13 protein-coding genes and 1 tRNA gene are annotated in these 13,891 nt (G+C 65.2%); 9 read left to right on the top strand and 5 right to left on the bottom strand.

Going from position 1 to position 13,891, the window contains the following annotated elements:
* Positions 1–3: 3 nt before the first annotated feature.
* From N4261_RS24415 to N4261_RS24375, 9 genes are all read left to right on the top strand, one after another.
* On the top strand, positions 4–1,068 hold the full coding sequence (locus tag N4261_RS24415) for a sterol desaturase family protein (protein WP_261757837.1): 1,065 nt from the start codon (positions 4–6) through the stop codon (positions 1,066–1,068).
* A 123-nt stretch (positions 1,069–1,191) separates the two neighbouring features.
* Positions 1,192–2,166, top strand: a complete 975-nt coding sequence (locus tag N4261_RS24410; protein WP_261757836.1) for a porin — start codon at positions 1,192–1,194, stop codon at positions 2,164–2,166.
* A gap of 291 nt (positions 2,167–2,457) precedes the next feature.
* Positions 2,458–2,877: a VOC family protein gene (locus N4261_RS24405; protein WP_261757835.1), complete on the top strand. Its 420-nt coding sequence runs from the start codon at positions 2,458–2,460 to the stop codon at positions 2,875–2,877.
* Positions 2,878–2,956: 79 nt separating this feature from the next.
* Complete coding sequence (locus N4261_RS24400; RefSeq protein ID WP_435532094.1) at positions 2,957–3,853, top strand: DUF3034 family protein; 897 nt, start codon at positions 2,957–2,959, stop codon at positions 3,851–3,853.
* A gap of 61 nt (positions 3,854–3,914) precedes the next feature.
* Positions 3,915–4,385, top strand: a complete 471-nt coding sequence (locus tag N4261_RS24395; RefSeq protein WP_261757833.1) for a group I truncated hemoglobin — start codon at positions 3,915–3,917, stop codon at positions 4,383–4,385.
* A gap of 130 nt (positions 4,386–4,515) precedes the next feature.
* Positions 4,516–5,268, top strand: a complete 753-nt coding sequence (locus N4261_RS24390; RefSeq protein ID WP_261757832.1) for a hypothetical protein — start codon at positions 4,516–4,518, stop codon at positions 5,266–5,268.
* A gap of 122 nt (positions 5,269–5,390) precedes the next feature.
* Positions 5,391–6,146 (top strand): hypothetical protein, encoded by a 756-nt coding sequence (locus N4261_RS24385; protein WP_261757831.1) that lies wholly within the window; start codon positions 5,391–5,393, stop codon positions 6,144–6,146.
* 346 nt (positions 6,147–6,492) lie between these two features.
* Positions 6,493–6,861 carry a helix-turn-helix domain-containing protein gene (locus N4261_RS24380; RefSeq protein ID WP_354005386.1) on the top strand — a complete coding sequence of 123 codons (369 nt, stop codon included), beginning with the start codon at positions 6,493–6,495 and terminating at the stop codon, positions 6,859–6,861.
* Positions 6,858–8,270, top strand: a complete 1,413-nt coding sequence (locus tag N4261_RS24375) for a HipA domain-containing protein (RefSeq protein ID WP_261757830.1) — start codon at positions 6,858–6,860, stop codon at positions 8,268–8,270. The genes N4261_RS24380 and N4261_RS24375 overlap by 4 nt, the downstream gene beginning before the upstream one ends.
* Before the next feature lie 325 nt (positions 8,271–8,595).
* Here N4261_RS24375 and N4261_RS24370 read toward each other — a convergent pair.
* From N4261_RS24370 to rsmB, 5 genes are all read right to left on the bottom strand, one after another.
* Positions 8,596–8,671 (bottom strand) — tRNA-Phe (locus tag N4261_RS24370).
* A gap of 52 nt (positions 8,672–8,723) precedes the next feature.
* Entirely contained in the window at positions 8,724–9,443 is a 720-nt protein-coding gene (locus N4261_RS24365; RefSeq protein WP_261757829.1) for a response regulator, read from the bottom strand.
* 6 nt (positions 9,444–9,449) lie between these two features.
* Positions 9,450–11,699, bottom strand: coding sequence for a sensor histidine kinase (locus tag N4261_RS24360; protein WP_261757828.1), 2,250 nt, complete (start codon positions 11,697–11,699; stop codon positions 9,450–9,452).
* Between the two features lie 94 nt (positions 11,700–11,793).
* On the bottom strand, positions 11,794–12,411 hold the full coding sequence (locus N4261_RS24355) for a DUF4390 domain-containing protein (RefSeq protein WP_261757827.1): 618 nt from the start codon (positions 12,409–12,411) through the stop codon (positions 11,794–11,796).
* Positions 12,408–13,799, bottom strand: a complete 1,392-nt coding sequence (gene rsmB, locus N4261_RS24350; RefSeq protein WP_261757826.1) for a 16S rRNA (cytosine(967)-C(5))-methyltransferase RsmB — start codon at positions 13,797–13,799, stop codon at positions 12,408–12,410. The genes N4261_RS24355 and rsmB overlap by 4 nt, the downstream gene beginning before the upstream one ends.
* Between the last annotated feature and the right edge of the window lie 92 nt (positions 13,800–13,891).

The raw sequence follows: 13,891 nt of genomic DNA, 5'->3' as shown, positions 1-13,891 counted from the left end.
CTCATGACCGAGGCGCAGATCATCGTGCTCGCCACGCCGGTCTTCTTCCTCTTGATCGGGCTCGAGTACCTGGTCGGTCGATGGCGCGGCCGGCAGACCTATCGACTCAACGATGCGCTCAGCAGCATCAGCCTGGGCATGCTGAGCCAGGTGGTGGGCGTGCTGACCAAGCTGTTCACCCTCGGCATCTACACCTGGGTGTTCGATCACGCCGCGCAGTGGCGCCTGGATCCGGGCGCCTGGTGGGTGTGGCTGACCGGCCTGCTGCTCTACGACTTCCTCTATTACTGGCATCACCGCTTGGGCCACACCACCGCGCTGCTGTGGGCCGCGCATGCGATGCATCACCAGAGCGAGGACTACAACCTCTCCACCGCCCTGCGCCAGACCGGCAGCGGCTGGCTGGTGGGCTGGCTGTTCTACATCCCGATGGCGCTGCTGGGGTTTCCGCCGCTGGTGTTCGCGGTGGTGGCGCTGGTCGACCTGCTCTACCAGTTCTGGGTCCACACCCAGCAGATCGACCGCCTCGGCTGGTTCGACCGCTGGTTCTGCTCACCCTCCAATCACCGGGTCCATCACGCGGTGAACGATCCCTATCTGGACCGCAATTTCGGCGGCATCCTGGTGATCTGGGATCGGCTCTTTGGGAGCTTCCAGGAGGAATTGTCGAATGAGCGCTGCGTTTATGGGACACGCGACGCCCTTGCCCACTGGAGTCCGTGGCGCGCCAATGTGCAGGTCTACGGGCAATTGCTGCGCAAGATGCGCGCCGTCCCGCGATGGCGCGACAAGCTGCGGCTGTGGTGGGAGCCGGCCCATTGGCAGCCTGGGCACGGTGCTCGCATAGCGCCCGGATACGACCCACACCAGCGCGCGCTCTTCGACCCAAAGGTCTCTCGGACGAACGCATGGCTCGCGTCATCGCTGTTCCTGGCGGTACTCGGCGGCGTGGCCGTGTTTCTCTGGCACGCGCACCGTTTGGGACCGATCGAGCAGATTGCCGTGTTGATGGGCCTTCTGGCGAGTCAATCCCTGATCGCCCGGCTTTTGACCTCAATTCGCACCTAATGGGGAACTGTTGCAATTTCGCGTCGGGCTGATGAGGTGCGGGCATCGCACTTCTATACTCCGCACACACTGCAGTAAGCCCGCCCAGACAACTGGCGAAAACCTCCAACCATGAAGGTCGATATGAAGAAGATTGCAACTGCTGCTGCCATCGCGGCACTGTCCGCTCCGGTGTTTGCTCAAAGCTCTGTCACGCTTTGGGGCCGCATCAACACCACCGTGGAAAGCCAGAAGGTCGGTAACGGTGATCGCACGGTCGCGGTCAACAACAACTCGTCGCGTCTGGGCTTCAAGGGTACGGAAGATCTGGGCGGCGGCCTGAAGGCGAGCTTCGCCCTGGAACACGGTCTGAATTCGGACAACGGCGCGGCCACCGGCGGCTCCCAGTTCTGGAACCGTGAAGCCAGCATTCAGCTGTCGGGCGACTTCGGCGCCGTGCGCATGGGCCGTTGGACGAATGGCTCGTACTACGCCACTGCCGACTATGTGTCGATGCACAACCACGACACCGGCTCGTCGTCCGACGCGCTGTACTCGGGCGTGGGCTTCTTCACCCCGAACGGCAATCCGCAAAGCAACAAGGTGGCGTACTTCACGCCCAACCTGAACGGCTTCAACGCCGAGGTGTCGCTGCACGCCGGTGAAGGCGTCGACCAGCGCGCCTACGACGTCGCCCTGAACTACGACCAAGGCCCGCTGCACCTGGGCGCTGGCTACTCCAAGCAAGGCTCTGCCAACCAGTACGCCGTGCGCGGCCTGTACGAGCTGGGCGCCTTCACCTTCGGCGGCTATGTGCAGCGCGAAGACAGCGGCGTGGCGCAATCGCTGGGCGCCAAGGACACCCGCACCATCGGTCGTGCGGTGGTGATGTACACCATGGGCCAGTCCGAATACCACCTGAACGTCGGTGGCACCAAGGCTGGTGGCTACTCCTTCAACAATGGTCGTAACGGTGGCAAGCAGTACACGCTGGGCTACAACTACAACCTGAGCAAGCGCACCAAGGTCTACAGCTACTACACCGTGATCGACGCGACGACTGCCCGGAAGGCTGACGATTTCAACTCGTTCGCCGTCGGCGTCCGCCACAACTTCTAAATCGATCGCGATCGGGTCGTGGTCGCTTCATGCGGCCACGCGATCCCGTCCCGTGATGGCCAACCGCCTGCCCGGCTCCCGCCGGCAGGCGGTTTTTCTTTGTCTGCCGTGATGGTCTGCGGCCCGCGATGACGTTCGACCGTGAGGCGATGACGGACGGTTGGCATGCCGGCACGTCTGGACCACAAGACCGGGTACATGCGCGAGACGGGTTGTATTGCCACAATGCGGGCATCTCTTCCCTTTGGCCCACGGACGTCTCCCGACGTCCCCACTGACTCCGACAGCCCCATGAAGTATCTGCACACGATGGTCCGCGTGACCGACCTCGACACCTCCATCAAGTTCTACCGCGATGCGCTGGGTCTGCAGGAGGTGCGCCGCACCGAGCATGAAGCCGGCCGCTTCACCCTGGTCTACCTGGCCGCCCCGGGCGATGAGGACGCCCAGGTCGAACTCACCTACAACTGGGACCCGGAGGTCTACACCGGCGGCCGCAACTTCGGCCATGTTGCCTATGCAGTGCCTGATATCTATGCGGCCTGCCAGCGCCTGATGGATCACGGCGTGCTGATCAACCGCCCGCCGCGCGATGGCCGCATGGCATTCGTCCGCTCGCCCGACAACATCTCCATCGAACTGCTGCAGGACGGCCCGGCGCTGCCGCCGGCCGAGCCGTGGATTTCGATGCCCAACACCGGAAGCTGGTGAGCTCATGCCGCTGCTGACGTCGATGCTGCTGTCGACCCGGTCGCCCTGGAGGCCACGGTCGTTTTGGCCGGCATCGGTGATGGCGCGGCAAAGGGTTCGACGGCTCCTGCCGCTGCTGCTGGCCGCGCCCGTGGCCTGTCTGGCGCAAGGGCAGGGCAAGCTGCTGCTCACCGGCGGCGTGAGCAGCATCGACGGCGCAGCAGGCGGCGGGCTCACGCCCTGGGCACTGACCGGCAGCTACGCCACGGCTGGCGAGATCGGCGCCACCGCCTTCGCGACCCGACTGCCCACGCGGGACTACGGCCTGACCGGTTATGGCGCGCTGATCGCCTGGGGCGAGCGCGCCGAGTTGTCGATCGCCAAGCAGGATTTCTCTGCGGGCTCGACCGGTGCCGCGCTGGGGCTGCCCGGGCTGCGCCTGAAGCAAACTCTCATCAGCGCCAAGGTGCGGCTGGGTGGTGATGCGGTGCTGGATGCGGACACCTGGCTTCCGCAGGTGGCGCTGGGCGTCGAAATCAAGCGCATGGATGGCGGCGGCCTGAATCCGACGCTCAGCGTGCTTGGCGCCAAGCGCCATGGCGTGGATGTCTATCTCAGCGCGACCAAGCTGTTTCTCGGTCAGAGCACCCTGGTCAATCTGACCTTGCGGGCGAGTCGTGCCAACCAGAACGGCTTGCTGGGGTTCGGCGGCAGTGCCAGCGATCGGTACTCGCTGCTGCCCGAAGTCTCCGTGGCCTATCTGCTGAATCGGCACTGGGCCATTGGGGCTGAATACCGGATGAAGCCGGACAAGCTCAACCCGTCGGTGTTGGGCGACGCGCTTCGCGAGGACGACTGGAAGGATGTGTTCATCGTCTGGGCGCCCAACAAGCATGTGTCGCTGACGGCGGCCTATGTGGATCTGGGGCGCATCGTGCCGGGCCTTCAGCCGCGTCGGCAACAGGGCGTCTATGGGTCGATCCAGTTGGCCTACTGAGCCCTGCTGCTGTGCAGGGGGGCATTGAGGGAATCAAAGCAGTGAGCACCGGAGGTCTGCCATGTCGCACGTTGCGCTTGCTTTGAGCCGCCTTGGTCGGCGACGGATGATGGCGCTTTCATTGGCGGTTGCATTGGCGCTGGGATTGGGACTGTCTGCCGGGCCCGTGTCTGCTCAGGATGACCTCTATCGCGCGCTCGGCGGCGAGGATGGCGTGCGGCGCATCAGTGCGGAGCTGGTCCAGCGGGTGTATGCGGACGACCGCATCAAGCACCTCTTCCAGGAGACCAATCCCAAGTTCCTCACGGAGCAGTTGCGCAAGCAGTTCTGTGAGTTGAGCGGCGGGCCATGCCAATACGACGGCGAGAGCATGAAGAACTCGCACGCCAAGCTCGGGATCACCAAGGCGCATTTCAATGCGCTGGTCGAGGATCTCCAATCGGCGATGGACGCCCAGGGCGTCCCGTTTACGACGCAGAACCGTTTGCTCGCGCTGTTGGCGCCGATGCATCGGGACATCGTGACGCGCTGATCAGGCCGTGTCCGAGGCGGCGGGTTGGGACAGGGTCAAGAACTCTGCCGTACCCACTGATCACTAGCGTGCTCCGGGTCCGAACCTGAGGCCCGCTTGATCACATCGCCCTTGCGGCGAAGGAGCCTCCATGTTTCCCCACCCAGTTCAAGCTGCTCAGCCATCCCCTTTGCTTGGAGAGGCTGACCATCAGGCCATGGAGGCGTCGACCGCATCGTCGAAAGTGGTGGGCCATGTCTATCTCGCCCGCCTCCATCACTTGTCGCAGACGCTTCTGCCTCAGGCCAATGCGAACGGCGTTCCCCTGGCCGAGGCGCTGATGGCGACGGTGGAGTTCCTGAATGATGGGATCGAACAAGGATTTGATCTGGCGTTTGCGCGGGCTAAAGCGAGAGGCGGCAAGCAGGAGCTCGTCTTTGGAGATGACTCATGCGCCATTCCCGAGCTGGTCAAGCGTGCGATGGATCGCGGCGCGGCGCTGCGTTTTGTGGTGGGAATGCCGGAAGAACAGCAGGGCCGCCCCTCGTTATTGACTCGAGGCTTTGATGACCTTCCGCGATCGCGACGGCAATGGAGCGACACGCCCAAAGATCTGCCGCCCCGGGAGATTCCCCGTTTCAATCAGACGTTTCTGCGCGCTGGTATTGATGCGCTTCCGGTCGGCAAGTGCATGCTGCTCGCGCCGCCCAAGCAAAAGATGTTGGTGCTGGGACGCACCGGGCCCGGGGAGTGGGATCAACTGGTGGTGGGTCACCGGCCGCTCGGGGCGCGACCAGAGCTTCGCCTTGTCCGGGGTTACGAAGCAGCGCATTGTGTGGACTCGGCACTGAGTTTTCAGGAGGGGGGCGCCAGATGGGCGATGGTGCTGCCGAGTTCGGAGTGATCACGCGGCGGATGCACCCGGGCATGGCGTAGAACCTGGCCGCTGGCGGGGCGCACTAGCTGGCGACGGGGCCTGATGGTCGGGCCTCTCATCGATCGCCCTTCGAGGCGAAGGAGCCACGAATGTTCCCCAACTCCGTTCAATTGGGTCGGCCATCCGCCGCCTTCGACGCTGCTGACCTGTCGAACGCCTCGCCGTTGGCGGCTGCGTCGCAGGTGGAGGGGCACATTGATCCGTCTCTTATCGATCGCCTCGTGCGGTGTTTCATTCCTCAAGCGAATCAGAAAGGCGTTGACTTGGCCGAAGGCTTGATGGCCGCCATGGAGTTTCTGAACACGGGTGATGATCGGGCATTCGATGCGGCCTTTCGGCGAGCGCATGATCGCTGCGGCAAGCAGGCGTCTTCCTTCGACGCCAGTTCCAGCTCGCTCCCGCAGTTGTTCAAAGAGGCGGTGGAAGAGCGAGGCGCGAAGCTGCGCTATGTGCTGGGGCGTCCGAAGGAGCTCATCGACCTGCCGTCGTTTTGGACTCGAGGTGTCAAGGAGATCCCGAGTGGGGGGCTTCAGTGGACACCTGATCCCGACGGGTATCCTGACAAAGAGGTGAGCGCACTGAGGCTCGCCATCATCCGAAGTGGCATTGACGACCTGCCGGTGGGAAAGTGCATGCTGCTGTCGGCGCCCTGCGGAGAACTGTTTGTCCTGGGGCGCACGGGGCCCGGCAAGACGGATCTGTTGGCGGTGGGTAAAAAACCGTTTTCCAAAAACCCCGAGATTCATTTCACTGAGGGACGCCAGGCGGCGGATCGCTTGGACATGACCTTCGGATCCCTCGGGCAGGGCCACAACTGGGCCATGGTGTTGCCGGCGCCTCGCTGATGAAGTGACTCGCCGCGCCGCCGGGAACGCCGGTGCGGTGAGCCCAGCAAGCAGGACGAAGCTCGCCAGAAGAGAAGACAGACCAAGCAAAAAGCCCCCCACTCCGGTAGGAATCGGGGGGGCATCGCTTGGTGGATGGCCAGCGTCGCGACCAACAGAGCGTCGCAAGCGGCGGCATGAACTCCGGACGTCGTGCTCGCGGCCTCTAGGTTGAAGCCCGCTCGCCGATGTGAAGCACGACCGTAAGTTATTTCGGAATTTAAGATTTTCTTGATTGTGAACAGCGATAAAGGGGTGTAGCTTCGGAATTTAATGAATTGAACGCTTCTAAAAACGCGGATGTGGCATGATTTCGGAATTCAAGAAATCGGCCATCTGGGCAGTCACAGAAGGCCATCATCCCGGGAATTCCGAAATGACTTCTACCCCTGCCTCCCCACCCAACCTCTTGCGCGTGACCGACGCCACCGCTGTTGGGCCGGCCATTCGCGCGCGTCGACGTGAGCAGTCGCTGCGAATTGACGATGCCGCTTCATTGAGTGGCGTCTCCGTCGACCTGCTCTCTCGCCTCGAGAACGGCAAAGGCGCCGTTCGACTGGACAAGCTGCTGGCCGTGTTGGACAGCCTCGGGCTCGCACTCATGCTCGGCCCGAAGGACCATCCCGGCATGCAAGCTGCCTCGCGTCCCGCCGTCGCGCGCCCGCAGAAGTCATGAGTTCAGCAACCGGCACACGGATCGACGCCCCGAGTTCGCATGCGCTCAACCTCTGGGCAGATGGCCAGAAGGTGGCGACGCTGGGCTACGAGCCCATGAACGACCGGTGGTCGCTGGACTACGACGCGGACTGGGTCGCGACGCCAGCAGCGTTTCCGCTATCGCCCGCTCTGCCCTTCCAGCCCCCGGCCGGTGGCTATGCCGCCGGCGCCGTGAAACGCTTCGTGGAGAACCTGCTGCCCGAAGGGCGAGCCCTTGAGATCACCGCCACGACTTACCGGGTCTCCAAGTCGAACATCTATGCGCTCATCAGCGCGCTGGGGACCGAGACCACCGGGGCCTTCCGGTTTTGGCCCTCGGCCGAAGCGCCACCCGTCGTCGCCGCCAAGCCGCCGCGTGAAGTGAGCCGCGAGGAACTGGACAGACGAATCGCCGAGCGCGACGAGATTCCGTTCGCGGTCTGGGATGGCAAGGTCCGGATGTCCATCGCGGGCGTGCAGGACAAGTTGATGGTCTACCTGGACCGCCCGCTGGACGACGGTGGGCGCGTGTTTCTGGTCGAGCCGCCTTTGGCATCGACGCACATCCTCAAGCCCGACCCTGCTCGGCTGGTCACGCCCCATCTGGTCATCAACGAACACTTCTGCATGGCCCTCGCCAGGCGAATGGCGCTGCCCGTCGCGGAAGTCAGCATCTATAGGACGCCGCGGCCGGTACTCGTCGTGCGCCGCTTCGACCGGGTTGTCGTGCAGGGTGTCGGGCAGGGTGTCGACCATGGCGCCAACGAGCCCACCGTGCAGCGCCTGCACATCATCGACGCATGCCAGGCTTCAGACCTGCCTGAAAGCTTCAAGTACGAGCGGAATCTCGGGGGCGGTGAGCATGTGCGCAACATCCGGGAAGGCGTGAGCTTCGAAATGCTGTTCGAGCGCGTGGGACAGACTGTGAACAAGGCCGCGGCAAGCATGACCCTGGTCAGGTGGGCCCTGTTCCAGTTCCTCATCGGCAACAGCGACGCCCATGGCAAGAACTTTTCTTTCTTCGTGCGACGCGAGGGTCTCGACCCAGCGCCTTGGTACGACCTGGTCAGTGTGCTGCAGTATCCGGACATTGACCACGAGCTGGCGATGGCCTGGGGCGACGCCTTCTCGCTGAACGAGGTGGGGGCATTCCAACTGGCGGACTTTGCGCAGCGATGCGGCATCGACAGAAAGCTGCTCCAACGCGAGGCCGCGCGGCTAGCGAAGCTGGTCGTGCAACACGCGCCGGCGCAGGCCCTGGCAGACGACTATGTCGACGACGGTGAGCGCGCCTTCGCGGGACAACTCCGCGACTTCGTGATGGGACAGGCCGCCCGTCTGACCCAACTCGCCGGCGAGGCGGCCAAGCTGAAGCCTGAGTTTCTGTGACCTGGAAGCGTGCCGCGCAGTGACACGCCATCGCGCCCGCGCGGCGGCGAACTCGCTACGGCAGCCTTGCGGTGGACCAGCGCGTTGCGTAGGTCGACCCAGTCTTTGACGCCTTGCTGGGTGTCGATTTCGCCTCTACGCGAGTCAGGCGCTGCAGCCCGGCTGCCGGGAGTGCGGATCGTCGAATACCGAATGAGGCGATCTACTTGACGCAAGCTTTTCGCTGGACGCTACATGAGGGCGACGTAGCGAAGTCACCAACGAAAAAGCCCAGCGCTTGGCTGGGCTTTTATCGCTCTAAGTGACCGATGCACCTAGTGAATTCTGGTGGCCAAGGGCGGAATCGAACCACCGACACGCGGATTTTCAATCCGCTGCTCTACCAACTGAGCTACTTGGCCTTGCTTCGATGTGTCAGCGAAGTGCTGAACAACGAAGACCGCGACTATAGCACTAAATTCCGCCCCCGCGCTTGTTTCTTGAAAGATCGACGCCGAGTTGTTTCAACTTGCGGTACAGGTGGGTGCGTTCCAGCCCCGTCTTCTCGGCCACCCGGGTCATCGAGCCGTTTTCCTTGGCCAGATGGAACTCGAAGTAGCTCTTCTCAAACGCATCGCGCGCCTCGCGCAGCGGTCGATCCAGCTCGAACACCTGCTCCGACGCCAGGCCCTGGTGCTGCGGGATCGGCGCCACCGGCGCCAGTCCCGGCCCCGACAGCGTCACCACGCCCGTCATCACCGGCAAGGTTTCCGGCCGGGCGTAGCTGGGCAGACCCACCGTCACCGGCGGCGGGGGCGCCGGCCGTGGGGCGGCCTTGACCAGTGCCTGCTCCACCGCGCGCAGCAGCTTCTGCAAGGTGATCGGCTTTTCCAGGAAGGCCATCGCGCCGAACTTGGTCGCCTCGACCGCCGTATCGATCGTGCCGTGACCGCTCATCATGATCACCGGCATCGTCAGCTGGCCGGTGCTGCCCCACTCCTTGAGCAGGGTCACGCCGTCCACATCGGGCATCCAGATGTCCAGCAACACAAGGTCCGGGCGCATCCGCTCGCGGCAGGCTCGCGCTTGCTGCGCGTTCTCTGCCAGTTCGATGGAATGCCCTTCGTCCGAAAGGATTTCAGACAACAGGGCACGGATGCCCAGTTCGTCGTCAACAACAAGAATGGTTGCCATGTATGCCTACTGTTCACGCGGCCGAGGCGCGGCTGGCGCAGGGCTCGGTGCAGTCGCGAGTTTTGAAAATGATAACGAAACTTGCGCGCCTATCGCGGGCTGTTCGGTATCACTACCTGGATGAAGATTGATGAGTCGAATGCGCGCACCATGTTCGTCCGCAATTTTCTTCACCACGGCCAAGCCCAGGCCGGTGCCTTTGCTCTTGGTCGTGACATAGGGCTCGAAGGCCCGGTTCAGCACCTTTTCCGCAAAACCGTGTCCGTTGTCGGTGATGACCAGGCGCACCGCCCGCAGTTCGCCGTTGTCGTTGAAGGCCTTCTGGGTCCGCACCGTGACCCGACCCTGAGGCAGGTCGCTGACCGCGTCCAGGGCGTTCTGTACCAGGTTGTGGATGACCTGGCGCAGCTGCGGCGCATCGCCCAGGATGGCCGGCGGCTCGGCGGCCAGCTCCGCCACCAGTTGCCCGGCCTCCTGCGCCGGCGCATACAGCGTCAGCACTTCGGCCACCAACTCGTTCAGATCGAGCGGCGCGAGCTTGGCCGCCGGCAGCCGGGCGTAGTCGCGGAACTCGTTGACCAGCTGCTTCATTGCCTGCACCTGGTTGACGATGGTGCCCACCGAACGCACCAGCATCGCCTGGTCGGTGCCCTCGAGCTTCGATTCCAGCTTGAATTGAAGTCGCTCCGCCGACAGCTGGATCGGCGTCAGCGGGTTCTTGATCTCATGGGCCAGGCGCCTTGCCACTTCGCTCCAGGCGGCCGAGCGCTGCGCCGAGACCACCTCGCTGATGTCGTCGAACACCATCAGCCGGGCATCCAGCGGCAGCGCCGCGCCGCGCACCAGCAGCGTCAGGGTGCTCTGCTCGCCCAGCTGCAGTTCAAAGGAATCCTGCCAGTGGTCGCGCTCACCCGCTTCCGGCGTTTGCAGTTCGAAGCGGTGCCAGATCGCCCGTGCGAACTCGGTCAGCTCGGGCACCTCCTCCAGGCCCCGCCCGACATAGGCCGACAGCGGCAGCTTCAGGATCCGCGTCGCGCCGGGGTTGACCGTCTCGATGTGCCGATCGCCATCGAACACGATCACGCCCGCCGTCAGGTTGTCCAGGATGGTCTGCAAATGGGTGCGGGCGCTTTCCAGCTGCGCCACGCTCAGGTCCACCTGCGAGCGCGCGTCGGCGAGCTGCTGGGTCATGTCGGCGAAGGAGCGTGTCAGCCCGCCCAGCTCGTCCCGCGACCGGAACACCGCCTTGGCCTTCAGGTCGCCCGAGGCCACCTCGCGCATGCCGTCGGCCAGCAGCAGCAGCGGCTGCACCAGTTGGTTGGACAGCGCCACCGCCAGCAGCAGCGCGGCGAACACGGCCAGGATCAGCACCAGGGTCAGCGTGCCCAGGTACATCCGCCGCAGGCCGTCCCGCAGCAGCGACCGTTGCAGGTATTCCTGGTTGGCCGTCGAGACATTCAGCGCATTGCTCACCACCTTGCCGGGGATGGGCTTGACCACCATCAGGTAGCGGTCGCTGTTGCTCAGCTGCAGGGCACTGCTGGGCAGCAGGGCCACGGCGCGCATCCGGGCTTCGCCCTGGATCGCGAGTTGCTCATCCTCCAGACCTTCCAGCCGCGAGGACACCCCGTTGATCCGCGCCTGGCTCAGCATCGAACTGCCGGGCCGCTCCGGCAGGGCGGTGGTTTCACCTCCGGCGGAAAGCAGGACCTGGCCGTTGCTGCCCAGCAGCGCCACGGTGCGGGCGGACAGCTGGTCGCGCAGCCGCTCCAGCGCCAGAGGCGACAGCGCGCCGTCTTCCCAGCGCTCGGCGGCGCTGCGGGTGCGGGCGGAGAGTTCGCTGCGCAGGTTCTCCAGCGTGTCCTGTCCGAGCGCGAGGCCGGCCTCCAGCGCGCTGGCCAGGCGCTGATCGAACAGGCTTTCGATGCTGCGGTTCACGAACTGGTAGGAGACCGTGTAGATCAGCACACCCGGCACCACGCCCACAAACGCGAAGATCCCCGCCAGCTTGAGCAGCAGCTTGCTGCCGAAACGTCCGCGCTTGACCCGCAACGCCAGACGCGCCGCGGCCACGCCGATGACCACCACCAGCGCGGTCGCGACCGCCACGTTGACCCAGAACAGCCACAGGTAGTGGCGCTCCAGGAAGCCGCGCTGAGCCGTGGCGCTGATCGACAGCAGAAAGGCCAGCATGCCGCTGGCGCCGGCGATCGCCGCCACGGAAATCAACCACGCCAGGCGTGTCGACTTGGTCACGGATGAAGGTCCTTCGGGTCGGGGTGGCTCACGCGGAGCGATCGGCACATGGAGGGACGGGGCAGGCCGCGCAGGGAGCGATCAATGGACAGATTCAGGGCTGCGGCTTGTTCGGCGGAGGCGTCGATGCCGGCGCCTCCAGGTTGAGGGTCACGCTGCGGTCGACCGCCAGCGTCCAGCCTTGGCTGGCGCCCAGGCCGATCTGCATCGGCCGCGGCAGTTGGGTGGTGTCCAGCTTGTAGCTGAACTCCAGGTAGTAACGACCGTCGTCCTCGATGTCCTTGCTCTCGGCCACCCGCCAGCCGGACACGCCCCGCAGCGAGGCGACGGCCTCGCCCAGCGTGTCATAGCTCTGGTGCAGGCCCCCGGTGCTCACCCGGTATTGGCGGGTCAGGGGTTGCCAGGTCAGCCGCCAGGTGCGGGTGGCCTGGGCCACCCGGGCATCACGCCAGTACCAGCGGTTGCGCAAGACCTGGATCTCGGCGACGAAATACACCGCCACGCCCTTGAGCAACGCGTCCTCGACCTGTCGCGGCAGATCGAACCGGGTGCTGAAGCTCAGGGCCAGGCCATCCTCAGCCCGTTCTGCGGTCAGCTGCTGCAGCGTCACGCCCTGGGCCAGCGTCCAGCCGTGCAGGGCCAGCAGCACGCTGACCAGGGTCAGGCGACGCAGCCAGGAACGCAGCGATGCGGAACAAGAGGGACGACTCACGCAGCCGGGGACTTCTGTAGCAAGGCGTAGTAGAAACCGTCGGTCACACCTACATCACCTTGTTGGGGGGAATGAAGGGCATTGTCTGCGAGCGGCAGCAGATGCCCGGCGCCCTGTGCGAACAGACGCGAACGCGCGTCCCCGTGGCGTTGCAAAAACGCGTCGATTTGATCTTGGCCCTCGGCCTTGAAGACGGAGCAGGTCGCGTACAGCAACCGGCCGCCTGGCTTGAGCAGCGGCCACAAGGCGTCCAGCAGCGCCAACTGGATGGCCGCCAGCGCGGGGATGTCGCTGGCACGGCGCAGCCAGCGCACATCCGGATGCCGCCGCACGATGCCGGATGCACTGCAAGGTGCGTCCAGCAAGATGGCGTCGAAGGGGCGGCCGTCCCACCAACTGGCCGTGTCGCGCGCATCGGCCGCGCGGACCTGGCCGTTCAGCTGCAGGCGCTGCAGGTTCTGGCTGACGCGCTCCAGCCGTTTGCTGTCGGCATCCAACGCCAGCAGATCGAGGCCGTTGCCGGCCAATTCCTGCAGATGGGCGGTCTTGCCACCCGGCGCGGCACAGGCATCCAGTACCCGGGCGCCCGGGCTCAACATCGACCAGGACTCGCCCGGGGACAGGTCTTGCGGCGTGAGCGCGCCCAGCAGCAGCGGCGCGGCGAGTTGAGCCGAGGCATCCTGGACCGACGCATGGCCCTGATCGAAGCCCGGCAGCGCATGCACCGGACGCGGCGAGTCCAGTACCGCGGCCTGCGGCCAGAGCGGACCCGCCGGGCGCGCCTCGATGCCCACCTCGCGCAGCCGGGCCAGGTAAGCGGGCAGGTCGCCGTGGGTCGGATTGATCCGCAGCGTCATCGGCGGACGCCGCTGATTGGCGGCCAGCAAGGCCTGCCAGTCGTCGGGCCAGTCCTGGCGCAGCCGTTGCTGCCACCACAACGGATGGTTGTGCGCCGCCACCGGATCCTCGCGCAGCACGGTCGCCACCAGGGCCTCGCGCTCCCGCAGGAAGCGCCGCAGCACCGCATTCACGAAGCCCGCGCTCTTGGGCGAGCGCTGGCGAGCGGCGTCCACCGCCTGGTCGACCAGGGTATGTTCGGTGTAGGCGGTCTCGCCCGGCCACAGCAGGGCCAGCGCAGTGACCAGCAGCGCATCGACCCGCGCCGGCGGCGCCTTGGGCGCCAACCGGGCGCGCAGGGCCTGGGCAGCGCCCAGGCGACGCAGCACGGTGAAGCTCAGGGCCTGGACACCCGGTCGCACCTCGGCTGGACAGCGGGCCAGCCAGTCGGTCAGCGAGTGGCCCTCGCGGACGGCCTGGACGGCGTCGGCCCCATGGGCCAGCAGACGATGAAGCGGGGGAGCGGAAACGGGGGCAGGGGCGGAAGACACCGGCGGAGTTTAAGGGCCGGGGGTCGGGGTGGCTCCGAATGGGCCCACGGTTCGCACGGAGCACCGGTTGGGCTGACAATCGCCCCTCACCC

Origin of the sequence: Roseateles amylovorans, from assembly GCF_025398155.2 — a bacterium.
GTDB lineage: Bacteria > Pseudomonadota > Gammaproteobacteria > Burkholderiales > Burkholderiaceae_C > Roseateles > Roseateles amylovorans.
This window is presented reverse-complemented; position numbering and strand designations above follow the sequence as displayed.